Source organism: Streptomyces sp. G-G2 (assembly GCF_030063135.1).
Lineage (GTDB): Bacteria > Actinomycetota > Actinomycetes > Streptomycetales > Streptomycetaceae > Streptomyces.
Genome location: NZ_JASISO010000065.1, coordinates 1 through 18,909 on the forward strand (window position 1 = coordinate 1; position 18,909 = coordinate 18,909).

Genomic DNA, 18,909 nt, shown 5'->3' on the forward strand with positions numbered 1-18,909 from the left:
CCGGACGCCCACCCGGCTCGAAAAACCGCAGGCCAGCCCCACGCCACGAACCCGGGAAGACCGTCAAGCGAGCCGAAACCCTCACCGAACACGTCCGCCTGAAACAGCAGCGAGGTTAAAGATCAAGCTCAGGGTGAACCGGGGAATTTCAGCGGTCTCCTGGGTCAGCGGCCGACGAAGGCCCCCCACGCTCACTTCGAACGATCCTTCGCGGACACCCAGATTCTTCACCTGTGCCCAGGGGTGGTCGTGGCGTCCGACCTTGATCCGGTCCATGCTCAGGGTGATGCTGCCGAAGTCCTGTGGTTCGCCGCGCTGGACGGCTTGCAGGGTGGCGGGGAGCATGGTCTCGGCGAGGTGGCCGCACACGAGCTGGCAGAACTCGGAGCAGGAGAATGCCTGGGGCGGCCCGACCTGGTTGACCGGCGGGTGCTCCATTCGTCTGTCGCGGAAGGTGCTCGTCAGTGTGAGGGACACGTTGTCGGCCCGGGTCAGGGTGTAGGAGAACTGGGTGTGCGAGTACGTGCCGGGTTGATAATGGAGCGTCCTGGACTCGCGCCAGTCCACGACGTCGGACCAGCGCATGGCCTCCGTCTCCGCGCCGGGGTCCTGCCAGACCATGCCTGCGTAGAACGCGTACACCCGTCGTACGCTCTTGCGGCGCAGTCCGACCTTGGTGGGGAAAGAGTTCTGCAAGTCACCTAAGTCGTAACGAGTCGCCACCTCCGTTGCCTCGTGGGTCAACTCAGCCCATTCACTGCTGCGGGGCAGGATCATCAGTTCCACGCGAACCTCCTTGTGGGCGTGGTGCCTTCTGGCCGCGCTGTGTGCTGGTCAGTGTGGTCGAGGACGTCGGCGGCCGTCCACGCGGTTGCATCAGACCGCTTGGTGGCCCCATCGTTTGATGGGCCTTCTGCCGCGACGGATTGTCGCCCCGCTGCTTTCGCGGCTTGCGTCGACCATGCCCAGCCGATGCCGCGTGCGGTGATCAGCTGGGGGCCGCAGCGGCGGGGCTTGTGGACTTTGGCCCACACGCTGGTGGATCTCGGCGGCCTCTCCAGGAGGGCTCTGGCCTTGTCCGGGTCTACGGAACGGACCACGACGACCCCCACCCGTGCCCGTGCCCCGGCCGGGACTACGCCGACCTGGTCGGCGGCCCGCTGGACGGCCCGCTGCTCGACATCACCGGCTGGACAGTGGACGCGATCCAGACCGGCGTCGCGCTCATGACCGAGCTCGGGCAGTTCGGCGTCGGCGGCCGGGCCTTGTACGACCCGGGCCTCGGCGAGCGGCACCGCTGGGACGGGTCCGGAGACACACCCTGATCCGGACGCAGCGCCGCTGACATGACGGCCCGCACGGAGTTTCCGTGCGGCCCGTCGCTGCGCGGTCCGCGTGCGACAGCCGGCACCGCTCGGGCCTGTTGGGCGTCGTTCCCCTGATCGCAGCGCCGGCCGGGTCTGGCGCAGACCCCTGAGGCACCGCGCCCGCCCACTTGATCGGTGCCGGGTTCCCGGCAGCTCAGCCTTGGCCGCCCGGACACTGGAAGGCATGCGACCTCGCCCGCGCGGTTGGTGGCGAGCCCGGATGGACAAAGCGCCGCCCGCCGAAGTCCAAGCCCTCCTCAACGCGGTCACCACCGGCAGCCCCCCTTGATCTCTACCGCTGGGCTTAACGAACTACCGGTAGTTGTGCCAGCCAGAGCACACCGGAAAAAGATAGGCAAGAGGTGCGATGCGGGAGAAGGCTGCCGCTTCGCCGGACGCCCGTGTGAGAGACTCTGCGGCACCTGTATGTCATGGACCGGACATTCGTGCATCCTCGCGGTGCGGGAGAAGGGCTAGGACACCATGAACAGATCAGCCTCCAAGGGTGTGGTCCGGGCGAGCCTCGCGCTCGGTGCGGCCCTGGCGTCGACCGTGCTCTGCACCACCGTGAGTGCGGCGGTGCCCGGGAGCGAGAGCGGGGTCGTCGGTACGGACTCCGTCGCGCGGGCGGATGGCGAACGCGCCTGCCCCGTCGTGTACTTCGACCTGGGCGAGACCCTCGTGCACACCGCCGACGACGGCGGCATCGACTATCAGTCCGGAGCGGCCTCTTATCTGCGCGCCCTGCGCGAGCGCCACATCAGAATCGGCCTGATCACCAACGTTCCGCCCTCCTGGGGCACGACCGACGCCGAGCGTGCCGCCAGGCTGAAGAAGGAAGTCGACGCGACGTGGAAGGGCTCTGCGCCCTTCGTCTGGGAGGACTTCGGCGGCCGGATCCTCACCCCCCGCACCGAGGCGGAGCGCAAACCGGCTCCCGCACTCTGGCAGCGCGCGAGGGCCGAGTCAGGGCCCTGCCGGCTCGTCTTCCAGGCGGAGACGGCCGAAGAGGTCAAGGTCGCCGCCTCGCTGGGCTATGTGCCGTACCAGGTCGGACAGCCCCACCGGCCCGCATTCCTCCCGGTCGGGCTGGTCCAACTCCTCGGCCACCGCTCCTACTGACACGCTGTACCGCGAGGGCGCGCCGCTTTGCTCGTCGCCGCGGCTGGCGCTCAGCCACATCGCACGGTCCGACGACGGGTTGTCGGTGGTGACGGGTTCTCCCTGACCGCCGTCGAACCGCTGGCCGACGCCACCACGTCGTCCCACGGAGGGAGGCCGACGGAGGCACGGATCGAGAGGTGCGGTGGACGAGGACCGGTATGAGCTGGTGTTCCGGAGCGACGAAAGCGGTGGGGGCGGGAGAGGGGCCGTGGAGAAGGTGCTTGTTTCGCGAACCCCGCAGACGGGACCGGGCGGCCATCCCGTGCACGCGGACGAGACCGGGATCATCCGGGCGGAGATCAGCGACCAGGGCGAGGTCAGAATGCTGGCCTCCGGTGGTCAGCAGGATCCCACGTACCCCGTGGCGGCCCGCCGGCCCGTATGAGGAGGGCGGTCCCGACCAGAGTCGAGCGGATCCGGTGAGGAACTGCCCGCCACTCGTATGCGGGTCGGCGCAACTGGCCTACGGCACTCGCTGCCCGCAGCCAGCCCGCTCGGACGCGTTCTGTCCTCGTCGTCCCGGATCGCGTACCGTGCGGCTCGCCGGGACCTCACGGCCACGGCATGAGCGCCGTGGACCCGTAGCGAGCATCGCGGAGACGGCGACCGTGCAGCAGCCTTCATCAGCTTCAGCTCTGGCGGGTCGCGAAGGCGAGGTCGTCGACCACCGCCTGCAGCCGCCCGCAGCGGTCACGAACCGCGCGCTGGTGCGCCGCTCCGGCGCCTTCGGCGCGGAGCCGGGTCAGAGCAGCTTCGGCGAAGGCCATATCCCCGGCCCCGTACAGACCTGGCGCCGCGCGCTCCAGAGCGTCCTCGATTCGCCGCCAGGGTGAGATCAGGGTGCCGGTGTCGGGGTCGAGGCCGGGGCCCTCCAGCCCGTGGAGGGCGGCCAGGTAGTGGGCCTCACGCAGCCGGTCTCCGGCGGCGGCGGCGGGCGGCGGGCGGCCGTCGGCGATCTCGGCCAGCAGTACGGAGGCTAGCCCCCGCACGAGGGCGGCCAGGAGAACAACAGTGTCGAGGTCGGCGTTGACGTCTGCGACCCGGATCTCCAGGGTGGGCACATGCTCGGACGGCCGGGCGTACCAATACACCATGGCGCGGTCCAGCAGGGTTCCGTCGCTGATCAGGCCACTCACCAGGCGCTCGTAGGCGACTTCGTCGAGTACGGGCGCGGGGCCCACGGTCGGCCAGCGGGCGTGTTCCACCGAACGCCAGCTCGCGTATCCGGTGTCCCGGCCGTCGGCGAAGGGCGAATTGGCGGCCAGGGCCTGGAGAGCGGGCAGCCAGGGGCGCATGCGGTTGGCGAGCTCCAAGGCTTGCGCGCGGCTGGTCACACCGATGTGGATGTGGCAGCCGCACACCACCTGCGCGTGCCGGAGCATGAGCTGGGCGTGCCGGGAGGCCATCTCGGCGTACCGCCGTCCCGCAGTCACCGTGAGGGGGTCCGGCGAGGGCAGTGGCGGGGTGCCGGAGGCGATCAGCAGACACCCCGCGTCATCGGCGGCTGCGGCCATCACGCTGCGCAGGCGGACAAGCTCGGCCCTCAGATCCGTCGTGCTCGCTGTCGGTTTGGTGCACACTTCCACCTGCGCGGTGAAGAACTCGGCCTGAGCCTGCGGGCCCAGATCCAGTCGTGCGGCGACGAGCACCTGAGGCGCCCGGCCTGCCGGGGTGCGGGTGCGGCGGTCGACCAAGATGTACTCTTCCTCGACCCCCATCGTGAGAGCCCCCGCGCTTTCCGGGCAGTCGGACGGTGCGAGCAGCCGCAGGGGACGGGCGTCTGGAGACGAGGCGGTCGGCACGGAGGTAGGCACGACGTGAGCCCTTCCTGAAACGGTGAGGCAGCCGGTGCGGCAGTATGCGGTTACCCCCCGGCCTTCCCCCTAACCTCGCCTCGCCGCGGCCGTCGTCCCCTCCGCCGATGCGGGGCGCCGGTGGCAAGGACGGCCGGACGCCGCGCCTGCTCCCTTCCCGGGGGCGTCAGGAGGGGGATGCCTTGCTGTGCCAGTCCAGGCGCAGGACGGCAAGGTCGTCGGTGTGGCGGTCGGCGTTGAGGGCGCGGGTTTCCTTGATGAGGAGGTCGACGTGGGCTCCGGGATCGGACAGTGGGATTTTATCGATCAGGGCGAGGAGTCCTTCGACGCCGAGGCGGCCGCGGCCTGTGGTGCCGGTGTGTCCTTCGGTGAGGCCGTCGGTGTAGAGGGTCAGGGCCCCGGCGAGCGGAAGCGGGATCACAGTGGTGGTCCATGTGCTCAGGTGGGGGCGATGCCGAGCGCGATACCGTGGGCCGCGGTCGTCTCCTGTATTCCTTCGGCAGCGCTGAGTAGGGGCGCGTAGTGGCCGGCAAGGTGAACGCTGGCGGTGCGCGCGTTCTGGTCGAGGGTGAGCAGAATGCAGGTGGCGAACATCGGCTGCTGGCCGCTTTCGGCGATCAGGATGGGTTCCAGGAGGCGAAGCAGGCCGGGCCCCGGTGCCCGCCCAGCGTCAGGGACCGCCAGGCGATGCGTCGGCAGGCGCCGAGGGCGGCGGCGTCGCGGCCGTGCCCGCCGACGTCTCCGAGCACGGCGTGGAGGAGTCCGTCGTCTCCTTCGACGGCGTCGAGGGAGTCTCCGCCGAGCAGGGCGTGCTCACGGCCGGGGAGGTAGCGGCTGGTGACGGTGACCGTACTGGCCGTGTCGAGGATCGGCTGGGGCAGCAGTCCGCGTTCCAGGCGCGCGTTCTCCTCGGCCCGCTGGCGTGCGGCCTGGGCCTGGGCCTGGGCGCTGGCGCGTTCGGTCTGGCTGCGGTAGACCGCGTAGGCGGAGCAGGTCGGCAACGACTTTGCCCTTGACTAGGTAGTCCTGGGCGCCGGCGGCCATGGCGTCGGCGCCCGCCTGCTCTTCCGACAGGCCGGTCAGGACGATCACTGCGGTGTGCGGTGTGCGGTGCCGGGGCGAGGACGTCGCCGGCGCCTACAGCAGCCACGCCAACGCCTACGTCACCGAGCCCGTCAACCTCGACGAATTCGAGAAGGCCGTCCAGAGCATCGACGCCTTCTACCCCCGGATACCGCCGCCCGCCCGCCCCGCGCCTGATTACGCACACCGGACACCGCACAGCCACAGCCAGCGCCCCAGCGAACCCCTCCCGCGTACGACAGCACGGGCCGCACACCTGCCGATGCGCGCCGGGCCCGCCAGTGAGTCCGTCATCCGTGGCGGTCAGTCCGCGGTCCGCGGCAGGCAAGCGGCGAGTTTACAGCTGCGCGTGCCGTCCTCCCCTGTGCCGAACGAGCTCGCTGACAATGTCAGGACCGGACCGTCACACCCCAGCGACAGGCCGGAGCTGACGAACGCGAGCGTCAGGAGCAGGACCGCCTCCGCACCGCGCGGACAGGCTCTAGTACGGCCGGGCCCGCTCCGCGTAGGCGGGCGCAAGCTTGCTCTGCGAGGCGCGTGGGAAGGCCACGGTGTTCGGGTCTCCGTCCGAGACGTACTGGTCCTTCCCGGCGACGAGCTTGTCCAGCCAGCGCGACGAACCGAACTCGGCGTCCTCGTCCGTGGGCCCTGCCGAGCGGATCCGCGGGATCGCCTCGGGCGTGAAGGCCTTGGCGAACGGAGAGACCGAGGGGTTGGCCCCAACGAGGTACACACCGGCGTAGCGGTATCCCGTTCCCCGCACTGCGATCCCGGCCGGTTGGGGCATGGCGCCGAAGGGCAGGGCGAGGGAGGTGACCTGGGTCCCGGGCGCGGACTTCTCGATCGCCCGCTGTCCGGCGGTGATGGCCTGCGCGGCGCCCGTCTGGTCCAGGGAACGCAGGTTCTGGTGGCGGTCGGTGTGGTTGCCGACCTCATACCCGTGCGACTTCAGCCAGGTCAGGGCCTTGGCGGAACCGGTGGCCGAGAAGGCGCCCGCGTTGACGAAGAAGGTCGCCACCGGCTTGAACGCGGGATGTTTCCTGGAGGTCTCCGCCAGGATGGCGATCGCGGTGTCCGGCGCCGGAGCGCCGGCCTGGTCGAGTCGCACCTGGCTGTTGGTCGAGTCGTCGAACGTGAGGACCACCGGGTGGGTTCCGGCTGGGATGTCGATGCGGCCCGCCTGGAAGTCCCGGGCGGTGACCGGCACGTAGTTCTCCCGGGCGAGCCGTTCCAGCTCGGCTCGGAAGTCGGCTGGTGTGCGGTCGTAGACGCTCGCGGGTTTCGCGGTGAGCTGGTGGTACATCAACACCGGCACTTGGCCGAGCTCGTTGGCGCCGACCTGCGCCGGGGCTTTGGCGCCGACGGGACTGGCCGCCGCAGAGGCGGCCGTCTGGCGTTTTCCGGGAGCCGGTGACGCCCCCGGGGAACAGCCCAAGGCGAGCAGGGCGGCGCCGGCCGCGGCGCAGAGCGGGACGAGCGGGTGGCGCATGAGAAACCCCTCCACGGTGGATGTGTCTCGCCATACCTACCTGCGGCAGGAGCGCCCGTACCGCACTGTCCCCTGTCTGGCGTATGCGCCACGCCGGACCGTACGCGGCTATTCGTGTGAAATCTGGCCAGAACCAGAGGGATGGCACTCGGTACGGCAATGAATGGAGGCACCACCCGGCCACGGCACGGAGGACGTCATGAGGTCCACGAAACACATATCGCGCTCCACCCCTTCCTACCGACTCCGACGCCCGGCCCGTCGGCACGCACTGATAGCGACGGCCGTTACGCTCGCACTGGCCGGAGCGGGGGTCGGAGCCTGGACTTTCCTCGCACCGGGACCAGGCATCCAGGGCCTCAACGACGGGGCCGTCCTCAACGGGCGCAAGGCCGCACAGATCAGCGCCTACCTCGACGCCGAGGCGGCCGGGAGCCGGGACAAGGTCCGCGCCACCCTCGACGGCGCGGAAGTCCCCCTCACGGTTCAGGGCGCCCGCCTGAAACTCACCCTCCCGCACCTGGCCGAGGGCCGGCACACCCTGGTGGTGGCGGGCGGCAGCAGCCTCCCCTTCGCCTCGTACCGAGAGGCCGTGGGCTTCACCGTAGACACCACCGCTCCTGACCTGAGGGTGGCCGACCCCGAGATCAAGAACGTCGCCGCTCCCGTGACCATCACCGGCAATGCCTCCACCGACGCGAAGGTGACCGTCGACGGCAAGAAGGTTCCCGTCGACAAGGCCGGGGCGTTCAAGATCACGGTGCCCAAGGGCACCCCCCTCGTGACGGTCACCGCAGTGGACCGCGCCGGAAACACCACCACCAAAGCCGTTTCCGCCCGGGGCCGTCGTCCCATGATCCGCGCCGCGCACATCACCGCCATCGGCTGGGGCGACAACACGCTGCGCGGCAACATCCTCGCCCTGGTGCGCAGCGGCAAGCTCAACGCCGTCGAGCTGGACGTCAAGGACGAGGACGGCGAGGTCGGGTACGCCTCCGAGGTGCCGCTGGCCCGTCAGATCGGCGCGGCCAAGGGGTACTACGACGCCCGCAAGGCGGTCGCCGAGATCCACGCCGCAGGCGCCCAGGTCATCGGCCGCATCGTGGCCTTCCGCGACCCCAAGCTCGCCTCGGCCGCCTGGAAGGCCGGCAAACGCGACCAGCTCGTGCTGACACCGGCCGGACAGCCCTACGACGGTGGCCACTACGGCGCCCTGTCCTTCACCAACTTCGCCGACCCCACGGTCCGAAAGTACAACCGTGACCTCGCCGTCGAAGCCGCTCGGCTCGGCTTCGACGACATCCTCTACGACTACGTGCGCCGCCCAGACGGCCCGCTGTCGCAGATGCGCTTCCCGGGCATCGGAACCAGCACCCCCGAGCAGTCCATCACCTCGTTCGTCGCCGACACCCGAACCGCACTGCGTCCGCACGCCACATACCTCGGCGTCTCGGTCTTCGGCATCGCCGCCACCCGCCCCACCGAGATCGCCCAGGACATCGGGGCCCTCGTCAAGGTCACCGACTACATCGCGCCGATGGTCTACCCATCTCACTGGGGGCCGGGGGAGTACGGCGTCGCACACCCCGACACCGACCCGTATGCGATCGTGCAGCGCTCGCTCGCCGACTTCGCCCGCCAGGCGAAGGGCACCCAGACCGAAATCATCCCGTGGCTCCAGGACTTCTCGATGGGCAGCGACTACGGGCCGGCCCAGGTGGCCGAACAGATCAAGGCCGCGGCGGCCGACAAGATGAACTCCTTCATCCTCTGGAACGCGGGTGCCCGCTACCAGGGGGCGGCGCTCCAACAGATCGCCACGCGGTAGGGACCTGAGTCTGAGATCCGGTGGCAGTGGGCGGCGACTTTGTCGAGGATCTCGTCGGCTGTCTTCGTCCAGACGGAGGGTCTGGGTTGGTCGTTCCAGTCGGCCATCCGGGCCCGGATGTCGCGCTCGAGGGCCTGGACGGAGCAGCGGACTCCACCTTCAGCTTCTTCTGGAGCCGTTTCGACGTGACGGTAGAAGCTCGCCTGACGGCCGGGAGGTCTATCCGCCGGCGCTGATGCAGGACGGCTGGCCTGATGGGTCGAGCAGGACGGGCCAGTGTTCGCCGCCGGGTTGTTGGGTTGGCTTGGTGGCTCCGAGTTCGCGTAGCTGTTTCTCGGCCGCCCGGACGTCGTCGAAGGGGATGTCAGCTCGGGCCCGGGCCCCACTCCTCGTCAAGGATGCTGAAGACCTCGGAGTCGCGCCAGCCGTCCCGAAGTAGCGCGGTGTGCCGGTGGCGGCCTTCATAGGTCATGCCGAGTTTGCCGAGTACCCGGGACGATCCGCGGTTGCGGGGATCGCAGGTCGCGTAGATCCGGTGCAGCCCCAACTGCCCGAACCCCCTGCTGAGCAGTTCCCCGCCGATGGTTGTGCCGACGCCCCGCCCCCACACGCGGGGATGGACCAGGTAGGAGATCTCCCCTTGGAGGTGGACCCAGCTGCGGACTTTCACCTCGCCGATGCCGATGAGATCGTCTCCGAGGCAGACCGCGTACGCGAATCTCGTCCGCGGAGACTGCAGCCGGGCATCCACCGCGCCCTGGACGAAACCGCGCGTCTGTTCCTCGGTGTTGGGCCCCCAGGCCTGGTAACGGCAGGCCTCCGAAAGGCTGGCGAAGGCATGTACGGCCTGGCAGTCGCCAACAACGAAGTCGCGCAGGGTCACCCAGGTTTCGATCACGGGCCGATTCTGCCGGGACAACCCCGTCATAGCCCAGCGCTCAACTCACCAGGCTCAAGATCGCGTCGCTATCGTGCGACTACCTCGGTTTGATTCGCATCTCCGAGCTACCGAGGGGCCCTGCCTTCATGCCCGCACCACGAGAAGATCACCCGATCAGGAACCCTGTTCGACGCCCGCGTTCCAAGATCGGTTGAGATACGGCTTCTGATGGCCGACCTCGGCGTGGCCGGGACCCCCCGTTCTCCAAAGCGGTACGCGTACCCGCCGACGGTAGCGACGCCGCCGGGGCCGGCGTGGCATGTTGCGGGGAGTGTCCCACCTCTGGGGTGGCGACTGTGCGCCGTGTCGGGTGGCGGTCCGGCCTCCCCAGGAGGTGGGGGGAGGCCGGACCGCTCAGGGGGTGTGCTTTGCGGCTGGTTCAGTGGATGGCGTGCTCTGTTGGCTCCGGCACTGTGGCTGCTGGCAGGTCAGGAGCCGGTGGTGCTCAGTACTCGCCGTGGTGGTCGGCCTTGTGGTGGTTGGCCTTGCCACCGCTGGCGTTGATGCAGGTGTTGCCGAAGGCCGGGTTGAGGAAGCCGCCGGCGTTGACGGTGTTGCCGCAGATGTTGATCGGGATGTGGATGGGCACCTGGACGACGTTGCCGGACAGGACGCCGGGGGAGCCGATGGCAGCGCCTTCGGCCGTGGCGTCCGCGGCCGCCATGCTGGCGCCGCCGGCGAGGATGGCAGCGGCTGAGGCGGTGACCGCTACGGCCTTTGCGATACGCGACATCAAGATCTCCTTAAGGAAGTGGACCTGCCGCAGGGAGTACGGCACGTGCTCCCCTTCAAACAGCACGGGCAGGTTGCCGGTTACGGTCATTGGGCCGGACCGGTGACCTCAGGCCACTTCTCCAGTCCTGTCGGCAGGGCGGGTCGCGGTCCGGCGGGGGCTGTGGTGCGGGCGCAAGGACCGGTCGCTCATGCCTGCCTCACCGGGGCTGCGGTAACGGGCGGCCCACCGCCCGCCGGTGGTGGGTGAGACCTGGAAGCGTTCGACGGCCGCCCGGCGCAGTGGCCGGCCGTCCTCGACCACGCTGCGGGCCGGGCGCAGGCGTCCGGTCTCGGTCAGGGGGCGTTACGGTGTGCCGCGAGGGCCTTTCTGGTCGGTGTAGACGTCGCACTCCACACGAACCCGCAGGGCCCTCACCCGTTCAAGATCCCTCAGCCGAGACCTGCATCACCCGTCCACAACCTCTCGGGACAGAACACAAACCGCATCACCGCCACGTGGCGGACAGGCCACGCCGCATGGCCTGTTCTGGGCCCCGGAGTCGAGGCCGCCCTGCGCCGGGTCGAGCGCGCCAGGCCCCTCGGGCCCTGCCTCCTCGGCACGGTCCCGCTGGACCAGGCTCCCATCACTTGGCCCCGTCACTGGTTCATAGTCGACGCGGTGCGTTACGTCGTCGACAACGGGATCAAGTGGCGTGCGGTGCCCGCCGACTTCCCGCCGTGGGACCGGGTCTGCGCGTTCTTCCGCCGCTGGCGCCGCCAGGGCCTGGACGTGGAGTTCCACGACCGGCTACGGGGCAAGATCCGCGTCAGCGAGGGGCGGGCGGCCGAGCCGACCGCCGGCATCATCGACTCGCAGTCGGTGCGGGCCGCCAGTTCGGTGCCCGCTGCCACGCGCGGGTACGACGGCGGCAAGAAGGTGCCGGGCCGCAAGCGGCACGTGATCACGGACTGTCTCGGTCTGCTCCTGGTCGTCGCGGTCACCGCCGCGAACGTGGGCGACCGCGAGGCCGCCGTGCCTCTCCTGGAACGGGTGAGGGCCGCGCACCGCTCGCTCCGTCTCATCTGGGCGGACGGCGGCTACACCGGCATGCTCGTCGACTGGGCCAGGGAGAAACTCCACCTCGTCCTGGAGATCGTCAAGCGCGGTGACGAGCCGCGTTTCGTGGTGCTGCCCAGGCGGTGGGTGGTGGAGAGGACGCTGAGCTGGCTGATGCGTTCGCGTCGGCTGGCCCGCGACTATGAGATGCTGCCCGCCACCAGCGAGTCCATGATCCTGTGGTCGATGACCATGCTCATGAGCCGCCGCCTCGCCCGCCGCACCCACACGGCCACGACGGTGATGTCCCTGGCGGCCTGAACCGCACCGACACGGCGTCAGGATGCTGAACTCCCCGGACTGATGCCCGGTGATCCACCCGCGCTCAGCCGGGCGTTTCGCCCGCGAACGCACTCCCTCGATCTTCGCGGGCACCACTTCCAGTCCCAGGGCCAGCGCAAGGTTCTTGGCCCGCACCTTGTCCCGGCCCGCCGCCGCCTCGGTCTCCAGCACCGAGATGATCCGCTGGTAGTCCGGCGCGAGGACCGCCCTGGCCAGCTGCCCGCTCTGGCGGGGAACCGGTGATCCCGTCACCGCGGCGGCCACCGGTGTGTCCTCCACCACGTCCACGGCCTGGCCGGCCGGCTCGGCCAGTACCTCCACCACCGCTTCCCGGGCGATGACCAGCCGTTCGAGAACCCGCTCGGCCTCTTCGAGCACGGCCGCGACCCTCGCGACTTCCTCCCGCGCCCGCTCGACCGCCTCCCGCGCGGCCGACTCCTTCGCCTCCAGCAGACCCAGCACCGACGCCACCAGCCACCCCCACCGATCAAGAAGCAACCCGACGCCCCGACGCTTCCACGCTGATGCAGAGTCCACTCCTGACCAGCGGAAACTCAACGGTCACGACCGGAAACACAACGGCTTCTGACACCGTCCGCATCACTGCCTCGCCAGCCAGGGATGTCCAGGATGCACGCGCGCAAGCCACCCGCTGAGAGTATCCCGCCGCGCCTGGCTCAACAGCGGGACGATTCCGTCGAAGTCAGCCTGATCCTTGGGCCGTGTCTCCTTCGCCTTGAACAACAGCACCAGCTCCGGCACCAGATAGGGGATGCCGTCTGCGGTGTGCTCAATGATCGCGTTGTACGGCAGCCGCAGGCTCTCGTCCCGCCGGCAGATCCACGTCCCGCCCTCATGCCGCTCCCGGAAGACGTCGAACAGGAACTGACCACTTGCTGGATCCCTCAGCCACGTCTGCCGGGTGGCCGCGAGCGCCTCAGCTCCTGCTTTCGCCCAGATCTGTCCCGAGCCCACCGCGTCACACACGTACTCGGGGAAGCGGTCCCGAACCTCCGCGAACCCTTCCGCGGGCACAGCGATTTCCAGATCGCCGTGGGGCCTCGACTGCCCACCGCGGAACAAATCCAGCGCCCACCCTGCCACGACGCACCAAGGCGCGCTGACCCCATTCAATCGCTCCGCGACCTGTTCCGGGCGCCAGGCATCCGCCCACCGGGCATCCAGTTCGTCCGCGTCAAGGACGATGCCGCCGGGCGGCAGACGATCACTCATCGGACCAGCCTACTGCCGCGACCCGGACGAGACGGCTCTTGGGGATGGGCGCCGACCACGGTAGCAGCGTGCTGAGAAGCGGGATGCTGGCCACGTGATTGCGACCGACGCAAGCCATTGCGGTCAGCGCATCATGAACCTCTGTCTTTCTCCTTGCAGCGTGGAGACCGTGACTGCAGGGGATGTTGAGAGTCATGGCGGAGAAGCGACGGAAGTCCGAGCCGGAGTTCCGTGAGGGGGGCTGTACGGATCGTTACGGAGACTGGCAAGTCGGCCCCTGAGGTCGCGGGGGACTCGGGGATCAACGAGACCACGCTGGCCAGCTGGGTGTCCCGGGCCCGCCGCGCGGGGACCGCGACGGCAGGCGCGAGCGACGAGCTGGGGCGATGCGGCGGGAGAATGCCCAGCTCGAGCGGGACAACGAGGAGCTGGCGATGGAGCGTGAAGTCCTCAAATGCTGCATGGTCCTGTGGGTGAAGTAGCCGAGCCGACCCGGCGGCTGTCGTCGGGGTGATCAGCGGCTTCAGGACCGAGCACGGCATACCGCACCGCGTCGCCTGCCATGCCCCTGGGCCCGGACCTGCTTGTGTGAGCGGTTGTGCTCCTGCTTCCACTCACAGAGCTCGCTGCCGGCGGGGCGGCTGTGCGGGATCAGGAGTCCGGTGCCCAGGTACCCGCCGTCGGCGATCGTCATGGTCCTCCCCACGGCTGCCTCCGCCCCGGATTCGCCCACGCTTTACAGTCGTTGCGGCCCCCCCGCACCGGCCGTCCGATCGCGACGACCAAGCGGGTGTCGGCGTCGATGACGACTTGGTGGTTCGTTGAGTAGAGGTGGTTCTTCGACTGCTCGGCGACGGTGTGATCCCGGCTGGGGATGAGGGTGTCGTTGACGATGAGCACGGTGTCACGCTGGAAGCGCTGCCACTGCTTGAGGGCAAGCTGCGGCCCGGTGTGGTCGATGATCTGGGCGGCGCTGGACTTGGAGATATCGAACAAGAGAGCGAGCTGCCGCAGTGTCAGGTTGGTTCGCCAGTAGGCGCCCACACCAGAAGCACCCGGTCCGGCAGCTGCAACGACCGCGAATGCCCTGGACGGGTGCGGTCGCCTCCTTCCCGTCGCAGCAATGCCTGGGCGCGAGCCAGGACTCGGCGGCCGTGTAGTCGCGGCCGTCGCGGTCGTCCTGGACCACTCGGCCGCCACCGCCCCGCACGAGCCCAAGGGCCCGTGCAACGAGGCCGTCGCAGCCTTCTACGTCCAAGCCTCCGGCGGCCTCGGCACCCTTTACGCGCCGGTGCTTTCCCTCACCGCCGGCGACACCGAGCGCCCCGGCCTCCTGGCCTACATCCACGGACTCCGTTTCATCGAGCTCGAACCGTTCGGCACCGCGGCCGCGCTCGCCGCCACCGAACTGCTGGGCGCCGGGCACTCCTGGGCAGCCGTCCACGCCATCCACGCCGCCAGGCCCTCCGCCGACTTCCCATCCGGCCGGTACCTGCTGACCTTGGTCCCCGAGGCGTACGAGAGCACCGGCGTCCAGGCAGTCCACCCCGGCCAGTAGCCGGCCGTTCCGCGTGACACCGGCCTTGCGCCCCATCTGTGGGTAGTACCTGTAGCGGTTTTGTGCCGGTAGAACTCTTGCCCCTCTGAGGGCAGAGCTCGCCGACGGGCACCCCGTTCCACCGCCCCGCGCAAAGCCGATCCGTACTCCCATCTGGCCGTCCGATGATCCAGAAAGGCCCTGTACGGCCCTCTGGGTGCATTTCCCGCCGCCCAGACTCCCCAGACTCCGGCATGGCCTCCGCGTCTGTGAGGCGCCCAGAGGGGCGCACAGCGCCGTTCACGTCGCCCCCACGGCTCGATGCGCCCGGGAGGGTGTTCGTACGGCACGCGTCCGCGAGGATCTTTTCAGTACTGGTCTGGCGGCTTCCCGCGGCGCGAGCTGCGCTCTCAGAGGGGCAGTGATGGCGCTCTGTGAAAACGGCCACCGCCGATCGGGAGTCACCCATGCCTGCTCGATGGATCTCCCCGGTCCTGGGACACCTGACCTGCGCCGGGCGCGACACGGGAGAGGCCACCCTGGATGGCCCCCCGGGGGGGCCATCCAGGGTGGCCTATGGCCAGCGCGTAGCGCCGCCGTAGGCGCCGAAGCCGTGCGGGCACCGCCGACGGCTACGGCCCGCTTGTGGCTTTCTTGCCCCCGAGGACGCGCGCTGGCTCACCAGGGACGCCATTCCCGTCTCCGTCGGCATGGGCTGACGCCACGCGGTCTTCGCCGCTGCCCCGTAACCAGCCGGAGTGGTTGCTCAAGGTCAGCGAGGCGTGAGGAGGCAGAACTCGTTGCCTTCCGGGTCGGCCAGAACCGTCCAGGAGATTGCGGACTGATCAATACCAGGGTCGGTGGCGCCCAGGGCGCGCAGTCGGGCTGCCTCTGCGGCCAGGTCGTCACCGGGGTAGGGGCAGACGTCGAGGTGGACGCGGTTCCACACGCTCTTGGTGTCGGGAGTGTGCAGGAACTCCAGGTAGGGCCCGACGCCTTTGGCGGAGCGCATGCTCGCGTGATCGTCGGTGACCTCGTGCAGCGTCCAGTCCATCGCCTCGCCCCAGAACCGGGCCATCCCTCGTGGGTCGGTGCAGTCGACCACCACCGCGGCGATCGGCCCGGTGTCCTGGTAGATCGGACGGGGCTCCAGGACGCAGAACTCGTTGCCTTCCGGGTCGGCCATGACCGTCCAGGGGACGTCGCCCTGCCCCACGTCGGCGAGCGTCGCGCCGAGATCCTTCAAGCGCGCGACCAACTCCGCTTGATGGGCGCTCGAGGTGGTGGCCAGATCAAGGTGCACGCGGTTCTTGACCGTTTTGGGTTCCGGGCGGCCGACGATATCGATGCAAACGGCCACGGGGTCGGGGTAGGCGAAGCCCACGGGTTCGAGGTTGGTCACGCCGGGTCCCTCGCTGTCGACACCCCAACCGAGTGCCTCCGCCCAGAACCGGCCGAGCGCGGGGTCGTCATGGGCCTTCATGTTGATCTGCACGAGTCGTGTTGCCATGCCGTAGATCCTAGAAGCTCCGCCAGCCCAGGCCGCCGCGATCAGACATGTGCTCGACCAGGCACTGACTGTGGTCGCGCTTGCCGAGACTTCCGACCGAGGCGAGTCCTTGTGAACGAAGGCAAGCCCCGACGCCGACGCCACTGACCGATCGAATGCTGCTCAAGCCTGCGCCGGCCGACTCGGCCCGCACGCTCCACGAGCGGGCGACCCCAGCCGACAACTCGCGCGACGCTGGCTGAAGCTCCCCACTCCGTTGAGCTCCGGACCAAGTGGGGCGACGAGTAGCCTTGGCCGTTTGTCGACACCGTCGCCCGGGCGGTGATTCGGTGCTTCGACGAAATTGCGAGGAAGTACGGGGAAAGCGGGTACCGGGGCAAGTGGAACGAGCACTTTCCCCGCATCGAACTCGAAGCCCTCAGGCGCATCTGGCGCGAGGGACGTTCGGCTGGGACAACCTGAGCACGGCCGAACCTGTCGAACTTCGGCACCGCCCGGCACAGGTTCGCCGGAACATGTGCGCTTTGCCGAACGGCTCGTTCGAGGTGATGGCGAGGCTGTTCTTCTCCTCGCGTTCCGTCAGGACCTGGGAGAGGAGTTCGGCGCCGCGGCGGTCCAGTTCCGTATAGCCGACTTCGTCGATCTATGCCGATATCCGCATGGATCGACCTATGTCGAGCCCGCGACTATGCCGAGAGTGTCGCGGGCGCGAGCCGGGTCCTCTCCTGTCTTGCTTGCGCTTGAGACTTCGAGGTGGAAGGGCGATCCGCTGACGCGTGGCGTCCAGCCTCGGGCGAGAGCGGTCCGAATGGCCTGGACGACATCCGCTGGAAGGACCGGCTTCGTCGGCAGGCCGAACCAGTTCTCTGGGTGGGGGCGGTCGGTCTGGACGGGCAGGCCCCGTTCGAACGCGCCACCGGGGTGCCGTCCGCCCCGGGCGACGTGCAGAGCCTCTACTACGCCCTTCCCGAGGGCGCGGTCCCCGGAGGATAAGCGGCTCCTCGTGGTCACCGAGGGCACGGCGGTCATCGGCCTGGTGGACCTGGTCCTGGCCAGTCCCGGTCCCGACGACGCGGCGGTCGGACTGTTCCTTGTCCACCCTGACGCCCGGGGCTTCGGAGTCGGCCGCGCGGTGGCCGACACCCTGCTCACGGCGGCCCGGTCACTGGGGATCCGCAGGGTTACCGCCACCGTGCCGCCCGGATGGCCCCCGGGTGAGCGCCTGCTGGCAGCCCTCGGCTTCACCCTCGACCCTGCCGATGCCGCCACCCGGCAGTTCGGCAACCGCAACCAGGGGCCGCGCGAGTCGGTTGTGGTCAGGGCCGAACTGCGGCTGGCAAAGGACAGCCATTGAGCCGAAGCTGATGGGTCTCCTACTCGATGGTGCAGCGGATGTGCCGGGTGGCGAAGTAGCCGCAGACGATGCTGCCTTGTTCGTGGCGTTGGCGCAGGAACCGGCAGGTTTCGTGGGCGAGGTCGTCGGGTGATGTCGCGCGCGGCGTTCACGTGCCGTTTCAGGTCGGCGTTCGGGAGTTCGTCGGGGTTGAGTCCGGGGCTGTAGCCGGGCATCAGGTGCATCTCGGCACGGTCGGCGTTGTCGTCCAGCCACTGCCGGACGGCCTTGCTGCGGTGGACGGGGAAACTTCCTGCCCGCCCTTCCCCTGAGCGGCGGTCACTTCGCGGCGACCGGGCCGCGCATCCGGTCGCTCATCCACTTCAGGTCCCCGTTGAACAGGGTGTCCGTGTACTTGTACCCGTCGTGACCGCCCTCGAAGGACGTCACCCGGGTCTCTACCGGCCCCTTGGTGATCTCCTGGCGGAGCTTTTCGAGCGCCGCGACCTCCTGCTTCGGCTCCTTCGTGCCCATGAGGAAGGAGATCGCCACCTTGGGGCCGGTCGTGGGGCCCTTCGTGGCACCGGTCGAGGGGCTGCTCTTGGGAGTGCTCTTGGGGCTGCTCTTGGAGCCGCCCTTGGCGCCGCTCGACGGGCTGCTCGTGGGGCCGCTCGTGGGGCTGCTCTTCTTGATCAGCTGTTCGGCCAGCCAGGCCGGGCTGTTCTCCTGCTTTTCCTTCGGATGGCCGTTCCACAGCGGCGAATCGGGCGCCGCGTCCGGCCCGCCCGCGATCGCCACACTGAACCGCTCGGGGTACTGGAGCACCATCTTCATGCCCACGTAGCCGCCGGAGGAGGAGCCGAAGAAGCCCCAGCCCTTCGGGTCGGCGTAGGTACGGAAGTTCTCCCGCACCAGGTCGGGGACGTCGTCCGAGATCCAGGTGCCCATCTTGGGCTGTCCCGGTATGTCGCTGCCGTCGTAGTAGGTGTCCTTGTTGGCGTTCAACACCGGCATGACCACGATGAAGGGCAGGCTCTCGCCCTTGTCGGCGGCTTCCCCGATCCGTTCCTGGAGGCGGAACTCCTTGGAGAAGAAGTAGTTCGTCGGGTAGCCCACGGCGCCGGGCAGCGCCATCAGGACCGGGAAGGCGCTGTCCTTGTACTCGGGCCGGCCGTACTGCTTCGGCACCCAGGCCCACACCCGGCCGGTGAAGCCGGACTTCGGCCCCGTCAGGTCGGTGCGCACCACCCGGGTCCCGTCCGGCAGCTCCCGCTGCGTCGTCCACTCGCGCGGGTGGGTCGGCATCCTGACGTCACTGGCGGCGCTCTCACCCGGCTTCGCCGTCTCCTTCGGGGCGAAGGAGACGGGATCGCCCTCGCTGGAGCAGCCGGACAGCGCGGCGACGGCGGACAGGACGAGGGCCGCGCAGAGCGAGGCGGAACGGTGTTTCACTCGGACTCCGGTGCAGACTTACGGATCTCGAACGGTCTCGAACGGA

16 protein-coding genes and 5 pseudogenes are annotated in these 18,909 nt (G+C 69.3%); 7 read left to right on the forward strand and 14 right to left on the reverse strand.

What is annotated here, in order from left to right:
- Positions 1–81: 81 nt before the first annotated feature.
- On the reverse strand, positions 82–777 hold the full coding sequence (locus QMF80_RS34225; RefSeq protein WP_283460738.1) for a DUF6585 family protein: 696 nt from the start codon (positions 775–777) through the stop codon (positions 82–84).
- 239 nt (positions 778–1,016) lie between these two features.
- On the opposite strand from QMF80_RS34225, the gene QMF80_RS34230 reads away from it, so the two are divergent.
- The 3 genes from QMF80_RS34230 to QMF80_RS34240 all read left to right on the forward strand — a co-directional run bounded on the left by QMF80_RS34230 (position 1,017) and on the right by QMF80_RS34240 (position 2,916).
- Complete coding sequence (locus tag QMF80_RS34230; protein WP_283460677.1) at positions 1,017–1,325, forward strand: hypothetical protein; 309 nt, start codon at positions 1,017–1,019, stop codon at positions 1,323–1,325.
- A 525-nt stretch (positions 1,326–1,850) separates the two neighbouring features.
- Positions 1,851–2,489, forward strand: a complete 639-nt coding sequence (locus QMF80_RS34235) for an HAD family hydrolase (protein ID WP_283460679.1) — start codon at positions 1,851–1,853, stop codon at positions 2,487–2,489.
- 184 nt (positions 2,490–2,673) lie between these two features.
- Positions 2,674–2,916 carry a DUF6296 family protein gene (locus tag QMF80_RS34240; protein ID WP_283460680.1) on the forward strand — a complete coding sequence of 81 codons (243 nt, stop codon included), beginning with the start codon at positions 2,674–2,676 and terminating at the stop codon, positions 2,914–2,916.
- Between the two features lie 244 nt (positions 2,917–3,160).
- Here QMF80_RS34240 and QMF80_RS34245 read toward each other — a convergent pair whose 3' ends face one another.
- From QMF80_RS34245 to QMF80_RS34260, 3 genes and pseudogenes are all read right to left on the reverse strand, one after another.
- Positions 3,161–4,249 (reverse strand): carboxylate-amine ligase, encoded by a 1,089-nt coding sequence (locus QMF80_RS34245; RefSeq protein WP_283460682.1) that lies wholly within the window; start codon positions 4,247–4,249, stop codon positions 3,161–3,163.
- A 262-nt stretch (positions 4,250–4,511) separates the two neighbouring features.
- Positions 4,512–5,455: pseudogene (locus QMF80_RS34250) on the reverse strand (PP2C family protein-serine/threonine phosphatase); the annotation flags it as partial.
- A 454-nt stretch (positions 5,456–5,909) separates the two neighbouring features.
- Positions 5,910–6,917, reverse strand: a complete 1,008-nt coding sequence (locus QMF80_RS34260; RefSeq protein ID WP_283460683.1) for a polysaccharide deacetylase family protein — start codon at positions 6,915–6,917, stop codon at positions 5,910–5,912.
- 199 nt (positions 6,918–7,116) lie between these two features.
- Between QMF80_RS34260 and QMF80_RS34265 the strand changes: the two genes are divergently transcribed.
- Complete coding sequence (locus QMF80_RS34265) at positions 7,117–8,745, forward strand: putative glycoside hydrolase (protein ID WP_283460686.1); 1,629 nt, start codon at positions 7,117–7,119, stop codon at positions 8,743–8,745.
- 219 nt (positions 8,746–8,964) lie between these two features.
- Here QMF80_RS34265 and QMF80_RS34270 read toward each other — a convergent pair whose 3' ends face one another.
- The 4 genes and pseudogenes from QMF80_RS34270 to QMF80_RS34285 form a co-directional block, all read right to left on the reverse strand.
- Positions 8,965–9,210 carry a VOC family protein gene (locus QMF80_RS34270; RefSeq protein WP_283460689.1) on the reverse strand — a complete coding sequence of 82 codons (246 nt, stop codon included), beginning with the start codon at positions 9,208–9,210 and terminating at the stop codon, positions 8,965–8,967.
- Positions 9,110–9,643 carry a GNAT family N-acetyltransferase gene (locus QMF80_RS34275; protein WP_283460691.1) on the reverse strand — a complete coding sequence of 178 codons (534 nt, stop codon included), beginning with the start codon at positions 9,641–9,643 and terminating at the stop codon, positions 9,110–9,112. The genes QMF80_RS34270 and QMF80_RS34275 overlap by 101 nt, the downstream gene beginning before the upstream one ends.
- Positions 9,644–10,130: 487 nt before the next feature.
- Positions 10,131–10,418, reverse strand: a complete 288-nt coding sequence (locus tag QMF80_RS34280; protein WP_283460693.1) for a chaplin — start codon at positions 10,416–10,418, stop codon at positions 10,131–10,133.
- Positions 10,419–10,544: 126 nt separating this feature from the next.
- Positions 10,545–10,816: pseudogene (locus QMF80_RS34285) on the reverse strand (leucine zipper domain-containing protein); the annotation flags it as partial.
- Positions 10,817–11,066: 250 nt separating this feature from the next.
- Between QMF80_RS34285 and QMF80_RS34290 the strand changes: the two are divergent.
- Positions 11,067–11,777 carry an IS5 family transposase gene (locus tag QMF80_RS34290; protein WP_283460740.1) on the forward strand — a complete coding sequence of 237 codons (711 nt, stop codon included), beginning with the start codon at positions 11,067–11,069 and terminating at the stop codon, positions 11,775–11,777.
- Between the two features lie 621 nt (positions 11,778–12,398).
- On the opposite strand, the gene QMF80_RS34295 is transcribed toward QMF80_RS34290, so the two are convergent.
- Both QMF80_RS34295 and QMF80_RS34305 read right to left on the reverse strand, forming a co-directional pair.
- Entirely contained in the window at positions 12,399–13,031 is a 633-nt protein-coding gene (locus QMF80_RS34295) for a nucleotidyltransferase domain-containing protein (RefSeq protein WP_283460696.1), read from the reverse strand.
- Between the two features lie 568 nt (positions 13,032–13,599).
- Positions 13,600–14,173: pseudogene (locus QMF80_RS34305) on the reverse strand (transposase); the annotation flags it as partial.
- Here QMF80_RS34305 and QMF80_RS34310 point away from each other — a divergent pair.
- Positions 14,155–14,589, forward strand: a complete 435-nt coding sequence (locus QMF80_RS34310) for a PIN domain-containing protein (RefSeq protein ID WP_283460698.1) — start codon at positions 14,155–14,157, stop codon at positions 14,587–14,589. The pseudogene QMF80_RS34305 and the gene QMF80_RS34310 sit on opposite strands and share 19 nt — an antisense overlap.
- 751 nt (positions 14,590–15,340) lie before the next feature.
- Here the strand turns inward: QMF80_RS34310 and QMF80_RS34315 are convergent.
- Together QMF80_RS34315 and QMF80_RS38470 are read right to left on the reverse strand one after the other, a co-directional pair.
- The gene (locus tag QMF80_RS34315) at positions 15,341–16,078 is read right to left on the reverse strand and encodes a VOC family protein (protein ID WP_283460700.1); all 738 of its coding nucleotides are present in this window, start codon (positions 16,076–16,078) and stop codon (positions 15,341–15,343) included.
- A 418-nt stretch (positions 16,079–16,496) separates the two neighbouring features.
- A pseudogene (locus QMF80_RS38470) lies at positions 16,497–16,721 on the reverse strand (ATP-binding protein); the annotation flags it as partial.
- 165 nt (positions 16,722–16,886) lie between these two features.
- On the opposite strand from QMF80_RS38470, the gene QMF80_RS34325 reads away from it, so the two are divergent.
- Positions 16,887–17,432: a GNAT family N-acetyltransferase gene (locus QMF80_RS34325; protein ID WP_283460742.1), complete on the forward strand. Its 546-nt coding sequence runs from the start codon at positions 16,887–16,889 to the stop codon at positions 17,430–17,432.
- Positions 17,433–17,572: 140 nt separating this feature from the next.
- Here the strand turns inward: QMF80_RS34325 and QMF80_RS38475 are convergent.
- Together QMF80_RS38475 and QMF80_RS34330 are read right to left on the reverse strand one after the other, a co-directional pair.
- A pseudogene (locus QMF80_RS38475) lies at positions 17,573–17,704 on the reverse strand (transposase); the annotation flags it as partial.
- Between the two features lie 46 nt (positions 17,705–17,750).
- Positions 17,751–18,863 carry an alpha/beta hydrolase gene (locus QMF80_RS34330; protein WP_283460702.1) on the reverse strand — a complete coding sequence of 371 codons (1,113 nt, stop codon included), beginning with the start codon at positions 18,861–18,863 and terminating at the stop codon, positions 17,751–17,753.
- Positions 18,864–18,909: the final 46 nt, after the last annotated feature.